Origin of the sequence: Wolbachia endosymbiont of Tettigetta isshikii, from assembly GCF_041154185.1 — a bacterium.
Taxonomy (GTDB): domain Bacteria; phylum Pseudomonadota; class Alphaproteobacteria; order Rickettsiales; family Anaplasmataceae; genus Wolbachia.
On the sequence record NZ_JBFTEN010000006.1, the window covers coordinates 1 to 15,523 of the forward strand.

12 protein-coding genes and 2 pseudogenes are annotated in these 15,523 nt (G+C 36.2%); 9 read left to right on the forward strand and 5 right to left on the reverse strand.

Annotation, left to right across the window (positions count from 1 at the left end; translation table 11 throughout):
* Positions 1 to 485: 485 nt before the first annotated feature.
* The 5 genes from AB6N09_RS01880 (at position 486) to AB6N09_RS01900 (ending at position 4,920) form a co-directional block, all read left to right on the forward strand.
* Complete coding sequence (locus AB6N09_RS01880) at positions 486 to 866, forward strand: ankyrin repeat domain-containing protein (RefSeq protein WP_411131268.1); 381 nt, start codon at positions 486 to 488, stop codon at positions 864 to 866.
* 67 nt (positions 867 to 933) lie between these two features.
* Positions 934 to 2,322, forward strand: coding sequence for an ankyrin repeat domain-containing protein (locus AB6N09_RS01885; protein WP_411131269.1), 1,389 nt, complete (start codon positions 934 to 936; stop codon positions 2,320 to 2,322).
* Between the two features lie 17 nt (positions 2,323 to 2,339).
* Positions 2,340 to 2,516: a hypothetical protein gene (locus AB6N09_RS01890; RefSeq protein ID WP_411131270.1), complete on the forward strand. Its 177-nt coding sequence runs from the start codon at positions 2,340 to 2,342 to the stop codon at positions 2,514 to 2,516.
* Positions 2,517 to 2,650: 134 nt separating this feature from the next.
* Positions 2,651 to 3,817, forward strand: a complete 1,167-nt coding sequence (locus AB6N09_RS01895; RefSeq protein ID WP_411131271.1) for a hypothetical protein — start codon at positions 2,651 to 2,653, stop codon at positions 3,815 to 3,817.
* 104 nt (positions 3,818 to 3,921) lie between these two features.
* A complete protein-coding gene (locus tag AB6N09_RS01900) occupies positions 3,922 to 4,920 on the forward strand; it encodes a pyruvate dehydrogenase complex E1 component subunit beta (RefSeq protein ID WP_411131272.1) in 999 nt (332 codons plus the stop codon).
* On the opposite strand, the gene mgtE is transcribed toward AB6N09_RS01900, so the two are convergent.
* Positions 4,917 to 6,287 carry a magnesium transporter gene (mgtE, locus tag AB6N09_RS01905; protein ID WP_411131273.1) on the reverse strand — a complete coding sequence of 457 codons (1,371 nt, stop codon included), beginning with the start codon at positions 6,285 to 6,287 and terminating at the stop codon, positions 4,917 to 4,919. The two genes, AB6N09_RS01900 and mgtE, sit on opposite strands and share 4 nt — an antisense overlap.
* Positions 6,288 to 6,441: 154 nt before the next feature.
* On the opposite strand from mgtE, the gene prfB reads away from it, so the two are divergent.
* Positions 6,442 to 7,546, forward strand: a protein-coding gene (prfB, locus tag AB6N09_RS01910) for a peptide chain release factor 2 (protein WP_411131274.1) whose coding sequence is annotated in 2 segments (ribosomal slippage) — positions 6,442 to 6,516 and positions 6,518 to 7,546 — 1,104 coding nt in all. Because the reading frame shifts where the segments join, the coding sequence is not laid out codon by codon here.
* Positions 7,547 to 7,835: 289 nt separating this feature from the next.
* On the opposite strand, the gene AB6N09_RS01915 is transcribed toward prfB, so the two are convergent.
* Positions 7,836 to 8,171: a hypothetical protein gene (locus AB6N09_RS01915; protein WP_411131275.1), complete on the reverse strand. Its 336-nt coding sequence runs from the start codon at positions 8,169 to 8,171 to the stop codon at positions 7,836 to 7,838.
* Between the two features lie 867 nt (positions 8,172 to 9,038).
* Here AB6N09_RS01915 and AB6N09_RS01920 point away from each other — a divergent pair.
* From AB6N09_RS01920 to AB6N09_RS01930, 3 genes are all read left to right on the forward strand, one after another.
* Positions 9,039 to 9,638, forward strand: coding sequence for a peroxiredoxin (locus tag AB6N09_RS01920; RefSeq protein ID WP_411131276.1), 600 nt, complete (start codon positions 9,039 to 9,041; stop codon positions 9,636 to 9,638).
* Positions 9,639 to 10,589 (forward strand): thioredoxin-disulfide reductase, encoded by a 951-nt coding sequence (gene trxB / locus AB6N09_RS01925; protein WP_411131277.1) that lies wholly within the window; start codon positions 9,639 to 9,641, stop codon positions 10,587 to 10,589. It abuts the gene before it with no gap.
* 82 nt (positions 10,590 to 10,671) lie between these two features.
* On the forward strand, positions 10,672 to 12,105 hold the full coding sequence (locus tag AB6N09_RS01930) for an ankyrin repeat domain-containing protein (RefSeq protein WP_411131278.1): 1,434 nt from the start codon (positions 10,672 to 10,674) through the stop codon (positions 12,103 to 12,105).
* On the opposite strand, the pseudogene AB6N09_RS01935 reads toward AB6N09_RS01930, so the two are convergent.
* From AB6N09_RS01935 to AB6N09_RS01945, 3 genes and pseudogenes are all read right to left on the reverse strand, one after another.
* Positions 12,062 to 12,997 (reverse strand): annotated as a pseudogene (locus AB6N09_RS01935) (tyrosine-type recombinase/integrase). The gene AB6N09_RS01930 and the pseudogene AB6N09_RS01935 sit on opposite strands and share 44 nt — an antisense overlap.
* Complete coding sequence (gene lpdA / locus AB6N09_RS01940) at positions 12,978 to 14,366, reverse strand: dihydrolipoyl dehydrogenase (protein ID WP_411131279.1); 1,389 nt, start codon at positions 14,364 to 14,366, stop codon at positions 12,978 to 12,980. Before lpdA ends, AB6N09_RS01935 begins: the two are co-directional and overlap by 20 nt.
* Positions 14,359 to 15,468: pseudogene (locus tag AB6N09_RS01945) on the reverse strand (outer membrane protein assembly factor BamB family protein). Before AB6N09_RS01945 ends, lpdA begins: the two are co-directional and overlap by 8 nt.
* Positions 15,469 to 15,523 lie beyond the last annotated feature (55 nt).

Here is a 15,523-nt window from a genome sequence, read left to right on the forward strand (position 1 = left end):
ACTTTCAAGGTTTTTACCTAATATAAGCTAAAATGCGCTTGTTAAAGCGTTTAAGACAATAAAAAACGCCAATTTATAAAGTTAATATAAATAATTAGCTACCAACGGGGCTTCTTTTACCTTATTTCTAATTTGGTAAATTTTTTAATATTTATAGCTAAAGCAATTCAAAAGCCCATGAAGGGTGTCATTCCAGCGCGTGACGCTAAAATTCTGGAATTTTATCAGGTAGGTAAGCATAAAAGTTATGTTAAATGTATCATTTTATGGAAAACTGGATCCCAGTGTCAGCTACTTGGATGGCAGAAAAAGGAGGTGCTTGGATGAGACCATTCTTTTTTCTGGGTGCCAGCTTGTATCTACTTTGATAGGGGAATACAAGAAAGTTTTTATGGTTAATTTTTAGACAAAATATAGAATTTCGATAAATTTAACCTTTTTATGAAACTATACAGCAATGATAAATAAACTAAGAGGAAAGGGTTATGTTAATAGAGAAGGAAAAGTTTTTTGAAATAATAAAAAATGTCAGTGAGAGTAAAGATCTGAATGAGAATAATCTACTTGAAAGAATAAAAAATGAATTGCTCAAAAAGGATGAGGGAAAATATAGCACTTATAACGATTTAAGAATAGATAAGATATTCAGTGTATTAGTAGACTCAAGCAAAATTGTAAATTATACATTGTTACATCTTGCCGTGGAATGTAAAAATGCAAAAGTGGTAGAATGCCTACTAAAAAACAGAATAAAAGTTGATGAACCAATACGTGAACTTGATGTGGCTAAGTCTAAGCTAACTGCTTTGCACATTGCTGCTTTGAACGGTTATCAAGAGATAGTACAGCATCTTACTAGATGCTAACGCAAATCCCCTACTAAAAAATAGTGAAGGCCTAACTCCAAGAGAGATGATTTGTAATGTGCCAAACATGGATGCTATAATAAAAATGTTAGAGGAAGAAGAAATACGCCATGCTACAAATCAATCTGAGGCGAGAGCTACGAGAAGACAAACTTATAGAAGCAGTAATACCTTATTACAGCCTAATAATAAAGCTTCAGAAGATTGCAGAAATAATGAACAGACTTCTTTAAACTCAATCACTAATGCAAACAAAGTAGATGACACATTAGAAAGAAAACAGGCTCTAAGAGAAAGAGAGGCTAAAGCGCAACAGTTAAAAGAGGCAGAACAACGATTTGCCAATAGTCAGAAGCGTGTAGGGCAAGAGTGTTTGCACAATCAATATCCAGAGCAGTATACTCCGCATAACGGGGAACAGGCCTCTTTAGACTTGACTACTGATGAAGTTAGTAGTAACGACAGTCGAATATATGCTCCTACAGAAGAAGCCCATGAAGAACTAGTAAAATACTTAAAAGAACATAAAGAAAATGTTAATGAACGGGATGGCGATGGACGGGCTCCCCTACATTTTGCTGTTGCTGCTAGAAGTGAGAAATTAGTAAAACTTTTGATAGAACATAGAGCAAATATTGATGCACAGAATAAAGATGAAAAGACTCCTCTACATCTTGCTATTGCATATAGTTGCTCAAAGATTACGAAATATCTAGTAGAAAGTAAAGCAAATATTAATGCACAAGATAGGGCTAAGCATACTCCCTTATATTACGCTGTTGCAAATAACAATAAAAGATTAGCAAAATTTTTCATAAAACATCGAGCAGATCGCTCATTGATAAAGGATGAGGATCTAGTAACAGAAGTTCAGAAAAAAGAAGGAGCTGAAAAACTTAAAGTTAAGTTAAAAAGATCACGTGCTCAGCTAGAGGAGGGGCAGAAAGAAAGTCAATCACTAAAACGAAAAATACACGATCTAGAAAATGAAAACGTAGCACTTAAGAATAAATTAGAAAAAACAAAAAATCAGCACTCTGAGACAAACAAAGTATTGTTAGAAAAAGCACAAAAGGATCTAGTGGAATTAAAAAGTTGCGTAGCTGGACATGAGACTAAGCAGGAAGCACTTAATAAACTCGATGAAGAGAATAAGTCGCTGAAACAAAAAATAGGAGATCTGGAAAGTGAAAATGCAACGTTTAAGGGTAAATTAGAAGAAGCGCAAAGTCAGCATTCTAATTATGTAGCTGAGCATGAGGCTAAATTGGAAGCATTGAATAAACAAAACCAAGAAAAGAGTAAATTACAAGAACAAGAAATAAAAAATCTGAAAAGTGAAAATGCAACACTTAATAGCGAATTAGAAAAAAACAAAAATCAGCATTCTCAAACAAGTGAAGTGTCATTAAAAAAAGTAGAAAAAAGCCACCGTTATCAAAAATTGCCTACGTAAGCGTTGTAACAACGTCAATGGTAGGTTCTATCCTTAGTATTGTTTCAGGATTGTTTGCTCTATCGATGATTACAACTTCTGTAACATCTGCGTTGGTAGCTGGCGGTATTACATACATGGTATCAAAGCCTACCACCGAATTGAAAGGAGTAGCTATTGAATGCTTGGTGCAACATGGTGTTGGTAAGGTTTAGAAGTTGTACAGCTTATCTCAGTTTTCTTCCTTACTGAGCTAAAACCATTGTTAAGCTTTGTAATTTTAACACCAATACTTAATTAATAAATATATTTCTATAATTAATAATAGTATTAGTTGAGGTAAAAGTATATGTCAGAGAAATCAAAAATAAAACGTGCTTTACATTCAATCAATAATGTAGGCGATAAACTATTAGAAAAGGTTATAAATTATGGCTACTCTATTGAAGATTTGTCAAAAAAAGCTGCTAATGGAGTTTCTTCTAATGCCAAAAGTTTATATGGAAAGGTTACAAAAAGCGGATCTTTTGACCTTAACAAGAGCTATGAAAGTTCAGAGTTAGGAGGTAAATATAGATCTACTGAAAAAGTAGCGGTGTATCTCGAAGGGGAAAAGAAGGAAAGGATGGAAAAGCTTCGATATGCAGTAAAAGAATTTTGCAAAGCAAGCCCAAAATCAGGCAATCACCAAGCACTAAAAGAGGAACAGGTGAGTATAGATCTTGGTAATAAATCAGTGATTGATCATTACACTGGTATTTTATATAAAGCACCTCCAATGTTTGAAGAAGTTGCATATATGAAAGAGGTGGGGACCAAAGAAAGAAAAAGCTATAAGGAGCTTATGGGACTCGAAACATCTGCTAAACGTTTTTCTTCGAAAGAGCAAGCAGAAAACACAAAAATTATAAAAAAGGGCTCGAAAGGTGAATATAGACTGTTTGACCAGTGCGGTAATTTATACGATACAAGCGACAAGATAAGTAAAGGTCAAAAAGGTCTTGTAGCATATGCTATTACACTTGATGGTAAGCTAGTTACTTCACAACATATCCAACCGAGTGATAATACTAAATATGGATATTACCATTCAACACTTCTTGGTGGTAAGCCGGGGTTATGTTTTGGCATGATGAAAGTAAAAGATGGAAAAACAACTGAAATTGATGCCTTTAGTGGTCACTATAAGCCAACTCAAGAAAACTTGTATAATGCCGCTTTTCTCAAATCAGAACTAAAAAACGTTTTTGCTGATGATGTCAGAATAACAACATTAAGTGTCTCACACAACAAGAGAAAAAATATACTCGAGAACACAGTACATTCAGAGACTACAAAACAATTTGCACAAAGAATGGAGACAAAAGGAGCAGACGGTTTTACAATGCCGCAAAGATATTTTGGAGCATTACGTAACTATAATGCAGCATATAATGAGATGTTGGATAAATCTAAATCGAGCCATACTGAAAAAATCACCAATGAAAGAACAAACAGTAGTGAAAGAACAAGATGATGTATGTTCCATAGAGCAAAAGTTTTGCTCTATGGAACATACTGCTTTACTAGCCACTGGTAACTTTGATATAGTTACTTTAGTTAATCTATAAAAGTTTATAAATGGCAACTTTAAGCGTGAGAGAAGCTTTATGCGCAGCAATCAGAGAAGAAATGCAAAACGACCCTGATGTGTTTATTATGGGGGAAGAAGTAGCAGAATATGACGGTGCTTATAAAGTAACGAAAGGATTGCTGAAAGAGTTTGGAGAGAATAGGGTGATTGATACACCTATTACCGAACATGGATTTACTGGTCTTGCTGTTGGAGCAGCGTTTGCTGGACTTAGGCCAATTGTTGAGTTTATGACTTTTAACTTTTCTATGCAGGCTATCGATCAAATTGTGAATTCTGCAGCAAAAACAAATTATATGTCAGGTGGACAACTTGGATGCCCTATAGTATTTCGTGGACCAAATGGTGCTGCAGAGAGAGTTGCTGCACAACACTCTCAATGCTTTGCATCTTGGTATTCGCATGTACCAGGATTAAAAGTAATAGCACCTTATTTTGCCTCCGATTGCAGGGGTCTGCTTAAAGCTGCAATTCGTGATCCAGATCCAGTGATATTCCTAGAAAATGAGATTGCTTATGGACATGAGCACGAAGTTCCTGACTCTGAGCTATCGAATAAAGACTATTTACTTGAGATAGGCAAGGCTACTGTTATACGGGAAGGAAAGGATGTAACTATCACTGCTTTCTCACTGCAATTAATGTATGCTTTGAATGCAGCAGATTTACTCTCTAGTAAAGGTATAGAAGCTGAAGTTATTGACCTGAGAACCTTAAGGCCGCTTGACACTGAAACTGTCATTAACTCTATCAAGAAAACTAATAGATTGGTCAGCGTAGAAGAGGGTTGGCCATTTGCAGGAATCGGCGCAGAGCTTTCAGCTGCGGTTATGGAGGAGGGATTTGACTACCTTGATGCTCCAGCTGTACGCGTAACAGGTAAGGATGTTCCTTTACCCTATGCTGCAAACTTGGAGAAAAAAGCATTACCGCAAGTGGAAGATATAGTTGAAGCTGTGCACCTGGTTTGCTTTAGAAAGACTTAGCTATTTAGCAGGAAGAGCGTAGCTAAACCGAGAAGTATAAAAGCTGAAAGAATATCGGTTGTTGCTGATGTTAGAATTGAAGAGGAAACTGCAGGGTCGGATTTTAAACGATGGAGCATTATAGGAATGAAAGTTCCAATAAATGTTGCAATGATCGACATCATAAGCATGGAGGCTGCAAAAATGATCTCCACTTTGAAGCTGTGAAATCTCACTGCTAATACTACGAGTGAAATAGTAGATAGAATTATTCCATTTATAAGACCTATTAGAAACTCTTTTATCAGTATTCTGTTTGCATTTTGCTCAGTTAAATGTTTTGTTGCGATTGCTCTGATGGTGAGTGTTACTGTTTGGGATCCTGCATTTCCGCTAATCGACGCAATTATTGGCATAACTATTGGCAGTACTACAAAACTCTTTATTACGTTGTCGAAAAATCCAACTACTATAGAGCATATCGTTGCTGCTAAGAGGTTGAAAAACAACCAAGGTAGTCTTTGAATTATGGTTTTATGTATAGGGGCATTTATATCAGCTTTGGATGACACACCGCTTATTTTTAGTACGTCCTCTTCTGTTTCTTGTTGGACAACTTTTATTACATCTTCGATTAAGATCACACCGATGATTTTACCACGCTTATTTACTACTGGAGCTGATAGTAGAGAGTAATCTTTAAATATTCTTGCAACTTCCTCTTGGTCCACTCCAGTTTTGATGATCTTTATCTCCTGGCTCATTATCTCTTTTATTGTTGTTTCTCCCGAATGAGATATTACCTTGTTTAAATTAATACTACCTATAGGTTCTAATTTTGAGTTGATGACAAAAATCTGATGGAATGTTTCTGGTATTTTTCTATAGTTGCGTAAGAATTCTGTTAGCTGGTTTATTGTCCAATAATATGGAGCTATAACCATGTTTTTATGTATCAACCTTCCTGCACTTTCTTCTGGGTATGATAACAACTCCTCTACTAACTTTTGAGTTGTGTAGGGCAAATAGTGAAGTATGTTTTCTATAGACTTTCTATCCAAGTCCTTCACTATGGTTACTATGTCTTCTACATCAAGAAGAGTGAGTAACTTTGCCGTATTTTCTACTCCCAATGTTTCTATAATTTCCACTTGTAAATCTGGTACTACATGTACTAGGGCATCACTTAACAAATGTTGATCTAGGATACTAACTAATTTTTCCCTGTGGTCACTGATTGAAGTAGATAAAAAATAGGCTAACTGAACGCTATCTATTGTTTTTACGATATTGCGAACGTTTTCTAGCTCCTCTTTATCAAGTGACTCAATTAGGTCATCAATAGCCCTTTTATCTAAACCATAGTGGGAATTTATTTCAATACTCATATCTTCACCTTACTTCTTAACACATATACGTACTTGATCCCTTTAAACATTAGAGTATAATAGGATTGTTTTAAATTAACTACTATATGGTTAAATTTCTGTTTTGTGTACTGTTATTGCTATTGATAGTGAATATATTAAAATCTAAAGCGTAATGAAAGCCTATTTAGAAATTTTTGAACACTTTCAGAGCTTAGATAAGAGTATTTCTGTCATTAGGAGGTGTCTTTGACGTAGAAAAATTGAAATCACGCCTTGCAGAGCTAGAATTTCAGGCTGCAGGTGATGATCTATGGCAGGACAACCAAAAAGCACAAGAAATTTTAAAAGAACGTTCTAAAATCAAAAATGATGTTGAGTCGTTTTCAAAGTTAGAAAGTGATTACAACGATGCTATCAGCCTAATGAAATTTGCTATTGATGAGAATGATGAGGAATTTTTCTCTGAAGTTGAAAACGAATTAGTGAAGCTAGAGAAATTAATCAAGCGCAAGGAAACAGAATCTTTATTTACTGGTGAAGCAGATGATAATGACTGCTTCTTAGAAATTCACTCAGGAACTGGTGGAACGGAGAGCAATGATTGGGCTGAAATGCTTATGCGTATGTATATGAGATGGGCAGAGATTTATCACAACTTTAAAGTTGAAGTTGTAGAAAAATTGGAGGGAGAATCGGTTGGTATAAAATCTGCAACGATAAAAATCGTTGGAGAAAAAGCTTATGGATGGGCAAAAAGCGAAGGTGGTATTCACAGGCTGGTTAGAATATCACCATTTGATGCAAACAGCAAACGTCATACCAGTTTTGCAAGTGTAGGGGTGACACCGGTGATAGAAGATTCAATTGATATTGCTGTAGATGAAAAGGATTTAAAAATCGACACCTACCGCGCTTCAGGGGCAGGCGGTCAGCATGTAAACAAAACTGAAAGCGCAGTGCGCATTACGCACATTCCAACTGGTGTCATAGTTCAGTGCCAAAACAGCCGTTCCCAGCATCAAAACAAGCATGAGACATTGAGATTGCTTAAAGGACGTTTATACCAAATTGAGCTGGAAAAAAAAGAGCGGGAAATGGCTGAAGAATACGGCAAGAAATGTGACATAGGCTGGGGTAATCAAATCAGGTCATATGTTGTGCATCCATATCAAATGGTGAAAGATTTAAGAACCGGATATGAAGTGGGCAATATAAATTCCGTCTTTGACGGTAACATAGATTGTTTCATAGTCAGTGTGCTGACTAATAAAAATTAGGTGGGTTGACTTTTTATTGCGATATGTTCATAAAACCTCACTATCACTACAAGCTTGTATATGACTTATTTCCGTCGTGTGCTACTGTGTTGCTCTATAGACAATATGCCACCATCGCTGGAGAGCAAAGTGCGTGCTGGCTCTTACTTTGTTTAAGGCTTTCAATTGCCTACTTCTTGTCAGCTTCAGTGCGTGCATTAAAACTACATTGAAGATCTACACCACCTTCAATAAGGCTACATTGCAAGCCAAAACCAGCAGCAAAATCTTCTGTTTCATCAGGAAGATTTCAAGCAATGATTCCCTTTATAGTAATATTTTGGTCATTTGCAGTTGTTCGTATCATTACTTTGCCGTCTTTGATATCGTCATCTGCAATCCTTGCCACAACAATCCGATCTACAGCTTGTTTATCTTTCATTACTCGGGATATTACTTCTATATCTGGCTGACCATGATCTGTATCATCATGTTGCTCCAATTTATCAGCTTCTTCTTTTATGCGTTTTTTGTACTCTTCTTCACTTTTCACTTTGACTTCGTTTACTTCTATACTTGTATCTTTTTGATTGAAGAAATCTCTATTGATGTAATAAAAAATAAGCGCAGGTACCAGTGAAGTCATTAGATTTGATATAATACACGGGATTAAAATTATAGCAGCAACAATATAGATGAGGACTCTAGCTATAAACTTTAGTATTTTGGATAGTTTAGAATCGTTCTTGTGAGCACTAACAGCATTCAAAAAAAGGTAGACACACACAATCGACGCTATTGTTGCAGCAGTGGGCGCGATAATTGGAACAAGTAAAAGAGCGTTGACTAGCTTTTTCCAGGTACTAGTTGGTTTGGCGCTACTACTTAGCGATGCAAGATAGTTTTGGCCAGCGTTAGCAACCTATTTTGTACTTGATAAGACTCTCTCGCTATTTTTTTTTAGATAAATTAACTTTCATTGGCTTTACCATACTTATGATTATGCCAATTATACTAACAACGAATATAGTAAAATTAACATAAAATTTTTACTTCTGTATTTTTTGTTATTACAGAACAAAAAAACTACTTGACAACCTTCGCCATTCCTTTTATTATAGTATCGGAGCTATTCATTTAGCTTTAATCTGTGCAGATTAAACGACGAAAGTATCATGGTTGGCGTCTTATGTTTAATTTTTTGCACTATGTGCGCTTCATGTCTTTATTAATTCACCTAGACTTCTAGGTTTTTCCCTATACAAGCTGAAACGCGCTTATAAGTCGTTTAAGACAGTATAGTACGCCAATTTGCAGGATTAGAGAGTGAGCAACTTCTACCACGGGATTTCTTTTGCCTTTTTTTCTGCTTAGTTTAGGTTATGTAAGAAATTTAATGCTCATACAGTCACAATAGGTCTGAAAATTTTTATAGAACTAAAACTAAAGAAAACTTGCACGTAAACTTATCAAAGTATAAAATTAAAATTGTTTTAAAATGAATAGGTAAATTATGAATCTTATTACAAAGTCCGCTATTGATTTTAATGCTCCGGCTGTTCTCTCTGACGGAAAAATAGTTGACAGCTTCTGTCTAAGCGAATACGTAAAAGATAAGTATGCGGTCCTTTTTTTCTATCCACTTGACTTTACCTTTGTATGCCCAACTGAGCTGATATCGTTTAGTAACAAAATAGAGGATTTTTCGAAACGCGGTGTTGAAGTTATAGGAGTAAGTGTAGATTCAAAGTTCTCACATCATAGGTGGAGAGAGACTCCAGTTAATTGTGGTGGTATTGGAGAGATTAGCTACACTTTAGTGTCTGATATCAAAAAGTCTATATCAAGAGACTATGGAGTATTATATGATGACTCAGTTGCTTTTAGAGCAACTTTCATTATTGATGATCAGTTTGTTGTACGTCATCAATCAATAAATGATTTACCTTTAGGACGTAATATTGATGAGTTCATTAGAATCGTTGATGCAATTAAACATAACAAAGAGCATGGTGAAGTATGTCCAGCAGGATGGAAGAAAGGCAAACCAGCAATGCAAGCAAGTGATGAAGGAGTAGCTGACTACCTAAACTCATACAGTGAACAATTATAGATGGGGCAACTTAGTACAAAAGTTCTTATTATTGGGTCTGGAGTAGCCGGTTATGCTGCTGCTATATATGCAGCACGTGCAAACTTAGAGCCAGTTGTAGTAACCGGAATGCAACCTGGTGGTCAGCTTATGATTACTACGGATGTTGAAAATTATCCCGGGTTTATTTCAATACAAGGTCCGGAATTAATGGAGCAAAAGAGGTTGCATGCAGAGAAGGTTGAAGCAAAAATAATAGATGATGAAATAAAGAGTGTTGAGCAGCTTAAGGATTATAATGAATATAGGTTTAAGTCTTCTGGTGATATTAATGACTACTACTCAGATGCAATGATCATTGCATCTGGTGCGCAAGCAAGATGGCTTGGCCTGAAGAGTGAAAAAAAATTTCAAGGTTACGGGGTCTCAGCGTGTGCAACTTGCGATGGTGCATTTTTTAGGAATAAAGTTGTAGCTGTTGTTGGTGGTGGAAATACCGCTGTTGAGGAGGCGATATTTTTAACTAGGTTTGCCAAGGAAGTTATACTAATACACAGGCGCGATAAATTGAGAGCAGAGAAGGTAATGCAAGATAGGCTCTTTAAGAATGATAAGATAAAAGTAATGTTGAACCATACTGTGGAGCAAATTCTTGGGGAAGAAAATCCAAAGAAAGTTACTGGTATTGCAATTAAATCAACAGAAACTAAAAAAGTTCAAGAACTGGAAGTAGATGGAGTATTTATTGCAATTGGACATGCACCAAATACAAGTGTTTTTAAAGGCTTTGTTGAAATGGACGAGCAGGGCTATATAATTACAAAACCTGCAACAACTTTAACTAGTAGGGCAGGAGTGTTTGCTGCAGGTGATGTTCAGGATAAGATATATCGCCAGGCAGTAGTTGCGGCAGGGACTGGGTGCATGGCTGCGCTTGATGCGGAAAAGTTTTTAGAGTGCATTGTCAACTAGATTAAAATTTGGAAAATCTCTTGACATTTTCTTTATTTTCCTAATATAATTACACCACTAAATTCTTAGTGGTAGAAGTAACATGCCTAGTATAGGAGATAATTCCCTTGATTCGAGAGTTCCGGAACCATATAGAAGTAATAGGACTAATATCACTAATAACAACATGTTTGGTCGTACAACTCTAGAACCGCTTAGCGCATCAACAAAAAAGTTATTTCAGGCTATTGATGATGAAACCCTAGAAGATTTTAAGCGAGCTTCGGTAGAAGGTGTAGATGTTAACGCGTTTGATGAAGGGTATACACCATTAATGACTATAGTTACTGTTTTGTCTACATGTTCTATGGAGACGGAAAAGAAATATCATAGTATGTTAAGGCTACTTCTACTGGACCAGAACATAAATGTTAACATTCATGAACAAACTAATGGCAACACAGTTTTACATTTAGCAATGTGCTATCAACAAAAGGGAACGTTACAACTTTTGCTTAGTCACCCAGACATAAACACTAATATAACCAATAAGAAAAACCAAAGTCCTAGCGAGTATGCTACGAAAAATCGTGCAGGATATTGTATAATAGAAATACAAAAAGCACAAAAAGGAAAAAAATTATTAAATGCTCTTGCTAATGGAGACATTTACAAAGCGGAAACACTATTGAATCAAAAGCTTAACCCTAACTGCTGGAGAAGAAACCAAAATGGAGAAATAGAAACACCACTTAGCTTAATTGTTGGATTATGCTCAGGAGGAATAACGAAAAATAAAAAGGAAGTATTGACTAAACTTTTAAAACATAAGGAGCTGGATTTTAGTCAGATAAAGCCAATACAAAACAAAGAGCTGAAGCTATTGGTTGAGCTAACCATTAAGAACCAATTAACTAATGTTATTAACAGAAAAGATTTAGATGATGTGAAAAAATTGGTGGAAGATAATTGCTTCATGAATTATGCAATTGTTGCTGCTGCGTTAAGAGATGTTGGTGATCCAATTGAATCTATTACGAATTATTTAAATGAAAAATTTCCTGTAAGTATGGGGCAATCTTTATCAGAAGGTTTCAAACAACCTTTCCAAGATATTGGAACTGAACTTGAAAGCGTACAAGCTGATTTGAAACAAGCAAAACGAGAAAAGGTGGATCAACAAGCTAAAATAACTCGACTCATTAATGAAAATGCTCAACTTGGAGCTCAAAACCAAGATTTGAAAAACAAAAAATCCTCGGGGGAAGGTGCTCCAGGTGGAAAACAAAACAACTACGCTCTTGCATTTTTTATATTGCCGGGAACATTTGTTGTTGGTGCGTGTTTAACGGCAGTGGATTATCCAGAGATAAGTGCTGGTCTTGCTGCAGTTGTGCTGGGTCTTTTTTTAGCAGGGTATTTCCTATACAAAGGAGATGAAAAAGACATAGGACCTGGTAGTGCTACAGATAATCCTCAAGTTAAAAGGATTTCTATTTCTTCTCCAAATTCTGCTGGAAGTTCTTGTACATATTAAAAACATCCTGATAATTTAAGTGAGTGTAAACTTGGGTAGTTTCTAAGCTTGAATGGCCAAGCAGTTGTTGTATTGACCTTATATCGACGTTTTTCTGAAGTAAATGAGTGGCAAAACTGTGACGGAATGCGTGTGGAGATAAAATTTCTGGCAAGTTCAACATTCTCCTTATTTTCTGCAAGCGATTAGCAACGTAAGTTCTTCCAAATTTTTTTCCTCTTACTCACATAAAGAGATATTGTGATTCATCGTCAATGCCAAGGTAAGGACAAGCTTTTATATATTCTTGTAAGCACTTTTTTACTACCGGAAGAATAAATACCTGCCTTTGTTTGTTTCCCTTACCCGTAATTATTAGGTTTTCACCACTTACATCACTAATCCTAAGACTTAGCGCTTCACTAATTCTTAAGCCTGTGCCATATAATAGAACAATAATCGCAACTTCTCTTTTTATTACCCAGGGTTCACCCAAGTCAGATAATTTCATTTCTTTCAGTAGAGTTTTTATATTAGATATCGATAATGCTTTAGGTAAAGTTTTTCTCTGAATTGGCTTTGACAAAGAAAATACAGCCTTATTATTTATTTCATAGTTGTTTCTTATGTACTTGAAAAAGTTTCTGACTGCTGACAGCGCGCGAGTGTTAGATCTTGCATTTACGCCTCTTGCGTAACGGAAACTAAGCAAGCTTCTTAGCTCAGATATGCTTAATTTTTCTAAGGAACCAACATTTACTTCTCCACCAATATGAGCGCTGAGGAAACTTATAAGATCTTGCAAGTCTCTCATATATGATTCTAAAGTGTTAGGTGAGTAAGATCTATTGCATCTCAGCCATTCATGCCAATTTTCAATGATTGAACCAAGGTTACTTTTTAAAGAAGGCATTGATACACGCGTCGCGGAAAGCTTCGTTTATATCAGGGTGAGAGTGACAAATTCTATATATATCCTCTGCTGCAGCACCATATGCCATTGCAACTGCTGCTTCGTTAATTAGCGTATCAGCATATTTTCCTATGATATGTATGCCTAGTATTGTATCTGTGATGCTGCAAGTCAGCACTTTCACGAATCCTTCTGCATCATCAGTGATTTTTGCTCTGCCATTTGCAGCAAATTGGGATTTACCAACTTTATACTTACAACCTGCACTTTTTAGTTCCTCTTCGGTTTTACCGATTGAAGAAACGGCAGGGTGAGTGTAAATGACGGATGGTATGATCCCATAGTCAACGTGAGGTGACTGCCCTGTTATTGTCTCTGCAACTGCCACTCCTTCTTCTTCTGCTTTATGAGCAAGCATTGCTCCACCAATTACATCACCGATGGCAAATATTCCTTTCATATTAGTTTCATACCTGTTGTTAACTTGAATGAAACCACGATTATCTTTCTCTATCTTCTGATCGATACCAAGACCCTCGGTGCATGGTTTGCGACCCACTGCAATGAGCACCTTATCTGCCTCTATAGTGTCTGTTTGGTTGTCTTGAGCAGAGCAAACTTTTACGCTGAGAGAATTACTATTTTGATTTATCTCCTCAACTTTAGTGTTGAGTGAGAATTTTATTCCTTGCTTTTGCAGACTAGAGAGCAGAGATTTACCTAATTCTCCATCCATTGCTGCAGCAATTCTATCAAGAAACTCTACTACAGTTACCTCAGACCCTAGCCTTTTCCATACAGAAGACATTTCAAGTCCTATTGCTCCAGCTCCGATTACGACAAGTTTTTTTTGCACTTCAATTAGAGATAACGCACCGGTAGATGAAATGATGTTTTTCTCGTCAATATTAATTCCTGGCAGAGAACTAACATCAGAACCTGTTGCAATTACTATATTTTTTGTCTTCAACTTCTTGCCTTCAACTGAAACTTCGAGGTTACCTTGATCAAAAGCGGTAATTTTTCCAAGTCCGCTGACTTTAGTGATCTTGTGAAGGCTGAACAGATATTCTATACCTTTTCCAAGCTCCTGAACTCTGGCGTCCTTGTATTCCAACATTTCTTTTAAGTCAAAACTCGCATCCTTAACTTTTATGCCAAGTTTTGACAGATCATTTTTCGTGTGAACATACTGATAGGAGGAGTGAAGTAAAGCTTTAGAGGGTATACATCCAACTCGCAAACACGTACCACCAAAAATACTATTTTTATCTACGCAGGCAACTTTCAATCCAAGCCTTGCAGCAGCAATGGCACACTTATAGCCGCCTGGACCGCCACCTATAACAATCAGATCATAATCAGTCATAAAAAACAAACCTATTTTCTAAAGAATAAACACCGTTTTCCTCAATTGTCACATATATCTTATCATGGATAAACACTGGAGTGTGAAATACATTGCCAGGTATTTCAATTGCCTTTCATGTGTTTTCAGATCCAGGAAAAGCAAACACCAACCCTTTGTTACTTGTTACCCATAAAGTATGAGCATACATAATTGGAGCAAACAATTGCGTATTTTCTATTAAATCGGACGTCCAGACTGTTTCTCCGTTTTGTATGTCGACACCGATTATTTTATTATCTTTAGTAATTACAAAAATCCTGCCACCAGCTCTTTGTTCCTTTGCAGGGATAAGAGGACTATAATATGATACAATGTCTGATACACTTTTTATTTGCAGTGGCTTTGACCATAAAATGTTTCCTGACTTCACGTTAATACCATAAGTATAAGAATTGTTTGTAGCTACTAAAATATCACCGAGCACTCTTGGTGTAGTGGTTACATCTGTGAGCTGTGTGTCCAGAAGGTTTGTAGCCAATTTTTGGCTCCACAATTTTTTACCATCTTCGTTAAAAGCTATCAGCTCACCATTTGAAAACGGTGCTATTATTTTATCATTAGAAATTACGGGTGATATGGAATGTAAACCACGAACCACATTGATACCATTTTGATAAGTCCAAGCGGAGCTGCCATCTTTTATATCAAACGCATACAGGTAGTTATCGATGGTTAATACTACCAATTTGTTATTTATTACTGCTGCTTTTCCTCTTACCGGAGCTCTCAGTTCTTTTTCCCACTGAACCTCGCCAGTTTTTGCATCTATTGTATGCAGAACGTTATCTACTATAAAGAAAACAATCCCTCTATGGCGCGATAGGCTCATGTTACCAATTTTTTTTGTGTGTGGAAGGTGCAATTTCCAATTCAAAGTCCTTGGGTTATCAGCATCAAAGGAATATAAGGTTCCGTGCTTATCTGCCAGAATGATACTATTTTCTGTAAGCACCGGAGCCACATAACCTTGCGATAATTTTTTATCAACTAAGGTTATTCGTTCGCTTGCCATTGTGTAACTACTACACAATAACATTATCATAACAATTATTACTTTCATTATTTATTGAAAACAAGATTTATGAATATACATACTAGAAGCATTAATCACAATG

What these genes read in the sequence shown, in the direction of transcription:
- AB6N09_RS01880 (WP_411131268.1), top strand. Translation starts at nt 486, where the DNA reads ATGTTAATAGAGAAGGAAAAGTTTTTTGAAATAATAAAAAATGTCAGT.
- AB6N09_RS01885 (WP_411131269.1), top strand. Translation starts at nt 934, where the DNA reads ATGGATGCTATAATAAAAATGTTAGAGGAAGAAGAAATACGCCATGCT.
- AB6N09_RS01890 (WP_411131270.1), top strand. Translation starts at nt 2,340, where the DNA reads ATGGTAGGTTCTATCCTTAGTATTGTTTCAGGATTGTTTGCTCTATCG.
- AB6N09_RS01895 (WP_411131271.1), top strand. Translation starts at nt 2,651, where the DNA reads ATGTCAGAGAAATCAAAAATAAAACGTGCTTTACATTCAATCAATAAT.
- AB6N09_RS01900 (WP_411131272.1), top strand. Translation starts at nt 3,922, where the DNA reads ATGGCAACTTTAAGCGTGAGAGAAGCTTTATGCGCAGCAATCAGAGAA.
- mgtE (WP_411131273.1), bottom strand. Translation starts at nt 6,287, where the DNA reads ATGAGTATTGAAATAAATTCCCACTATGGTTTAGATAAAAGGGCTATT.
- AB6N09_RS01915 (WP_411131275.1), bottom strand. Translation starts at nt 8,171, where the DNA reads ATGACTTCACTGGTACCTGCGCTTATTTTTTATTACATCAATAGAGAT.
- AB6N09_RS01920 (WP_411131276.1), top strand. Translation starts at nt 9,039, where the DNA reads ATGAATCTTATTACAAAGTCCGCTATTGATTTTAATGCTCCGGCTGTT.
- trxB (WP_411131277.1), top strand. Translation starts at nt 9,639, where the DNA reads ATGGGGCAACTTAGTACAAAAGTTCTTATTATTGGGTCTGGAGTAGCC.
- AB6N09_RS01930 (WP_411131278.1), top strand. Translation starts at nt 10,672, where the DNA reads ATGCCTAGTATAGGAGATAATTCCCTTGATTCGAGAGTTCCGGAACCA.
- lpdA (WP_411131279.1), bottom strand. Translation starts at nt 14,366, where the DNA reads ATGACTGATTATGATCTGATTGTTATAGGTGGCGGTCCAGGCGGCTAT.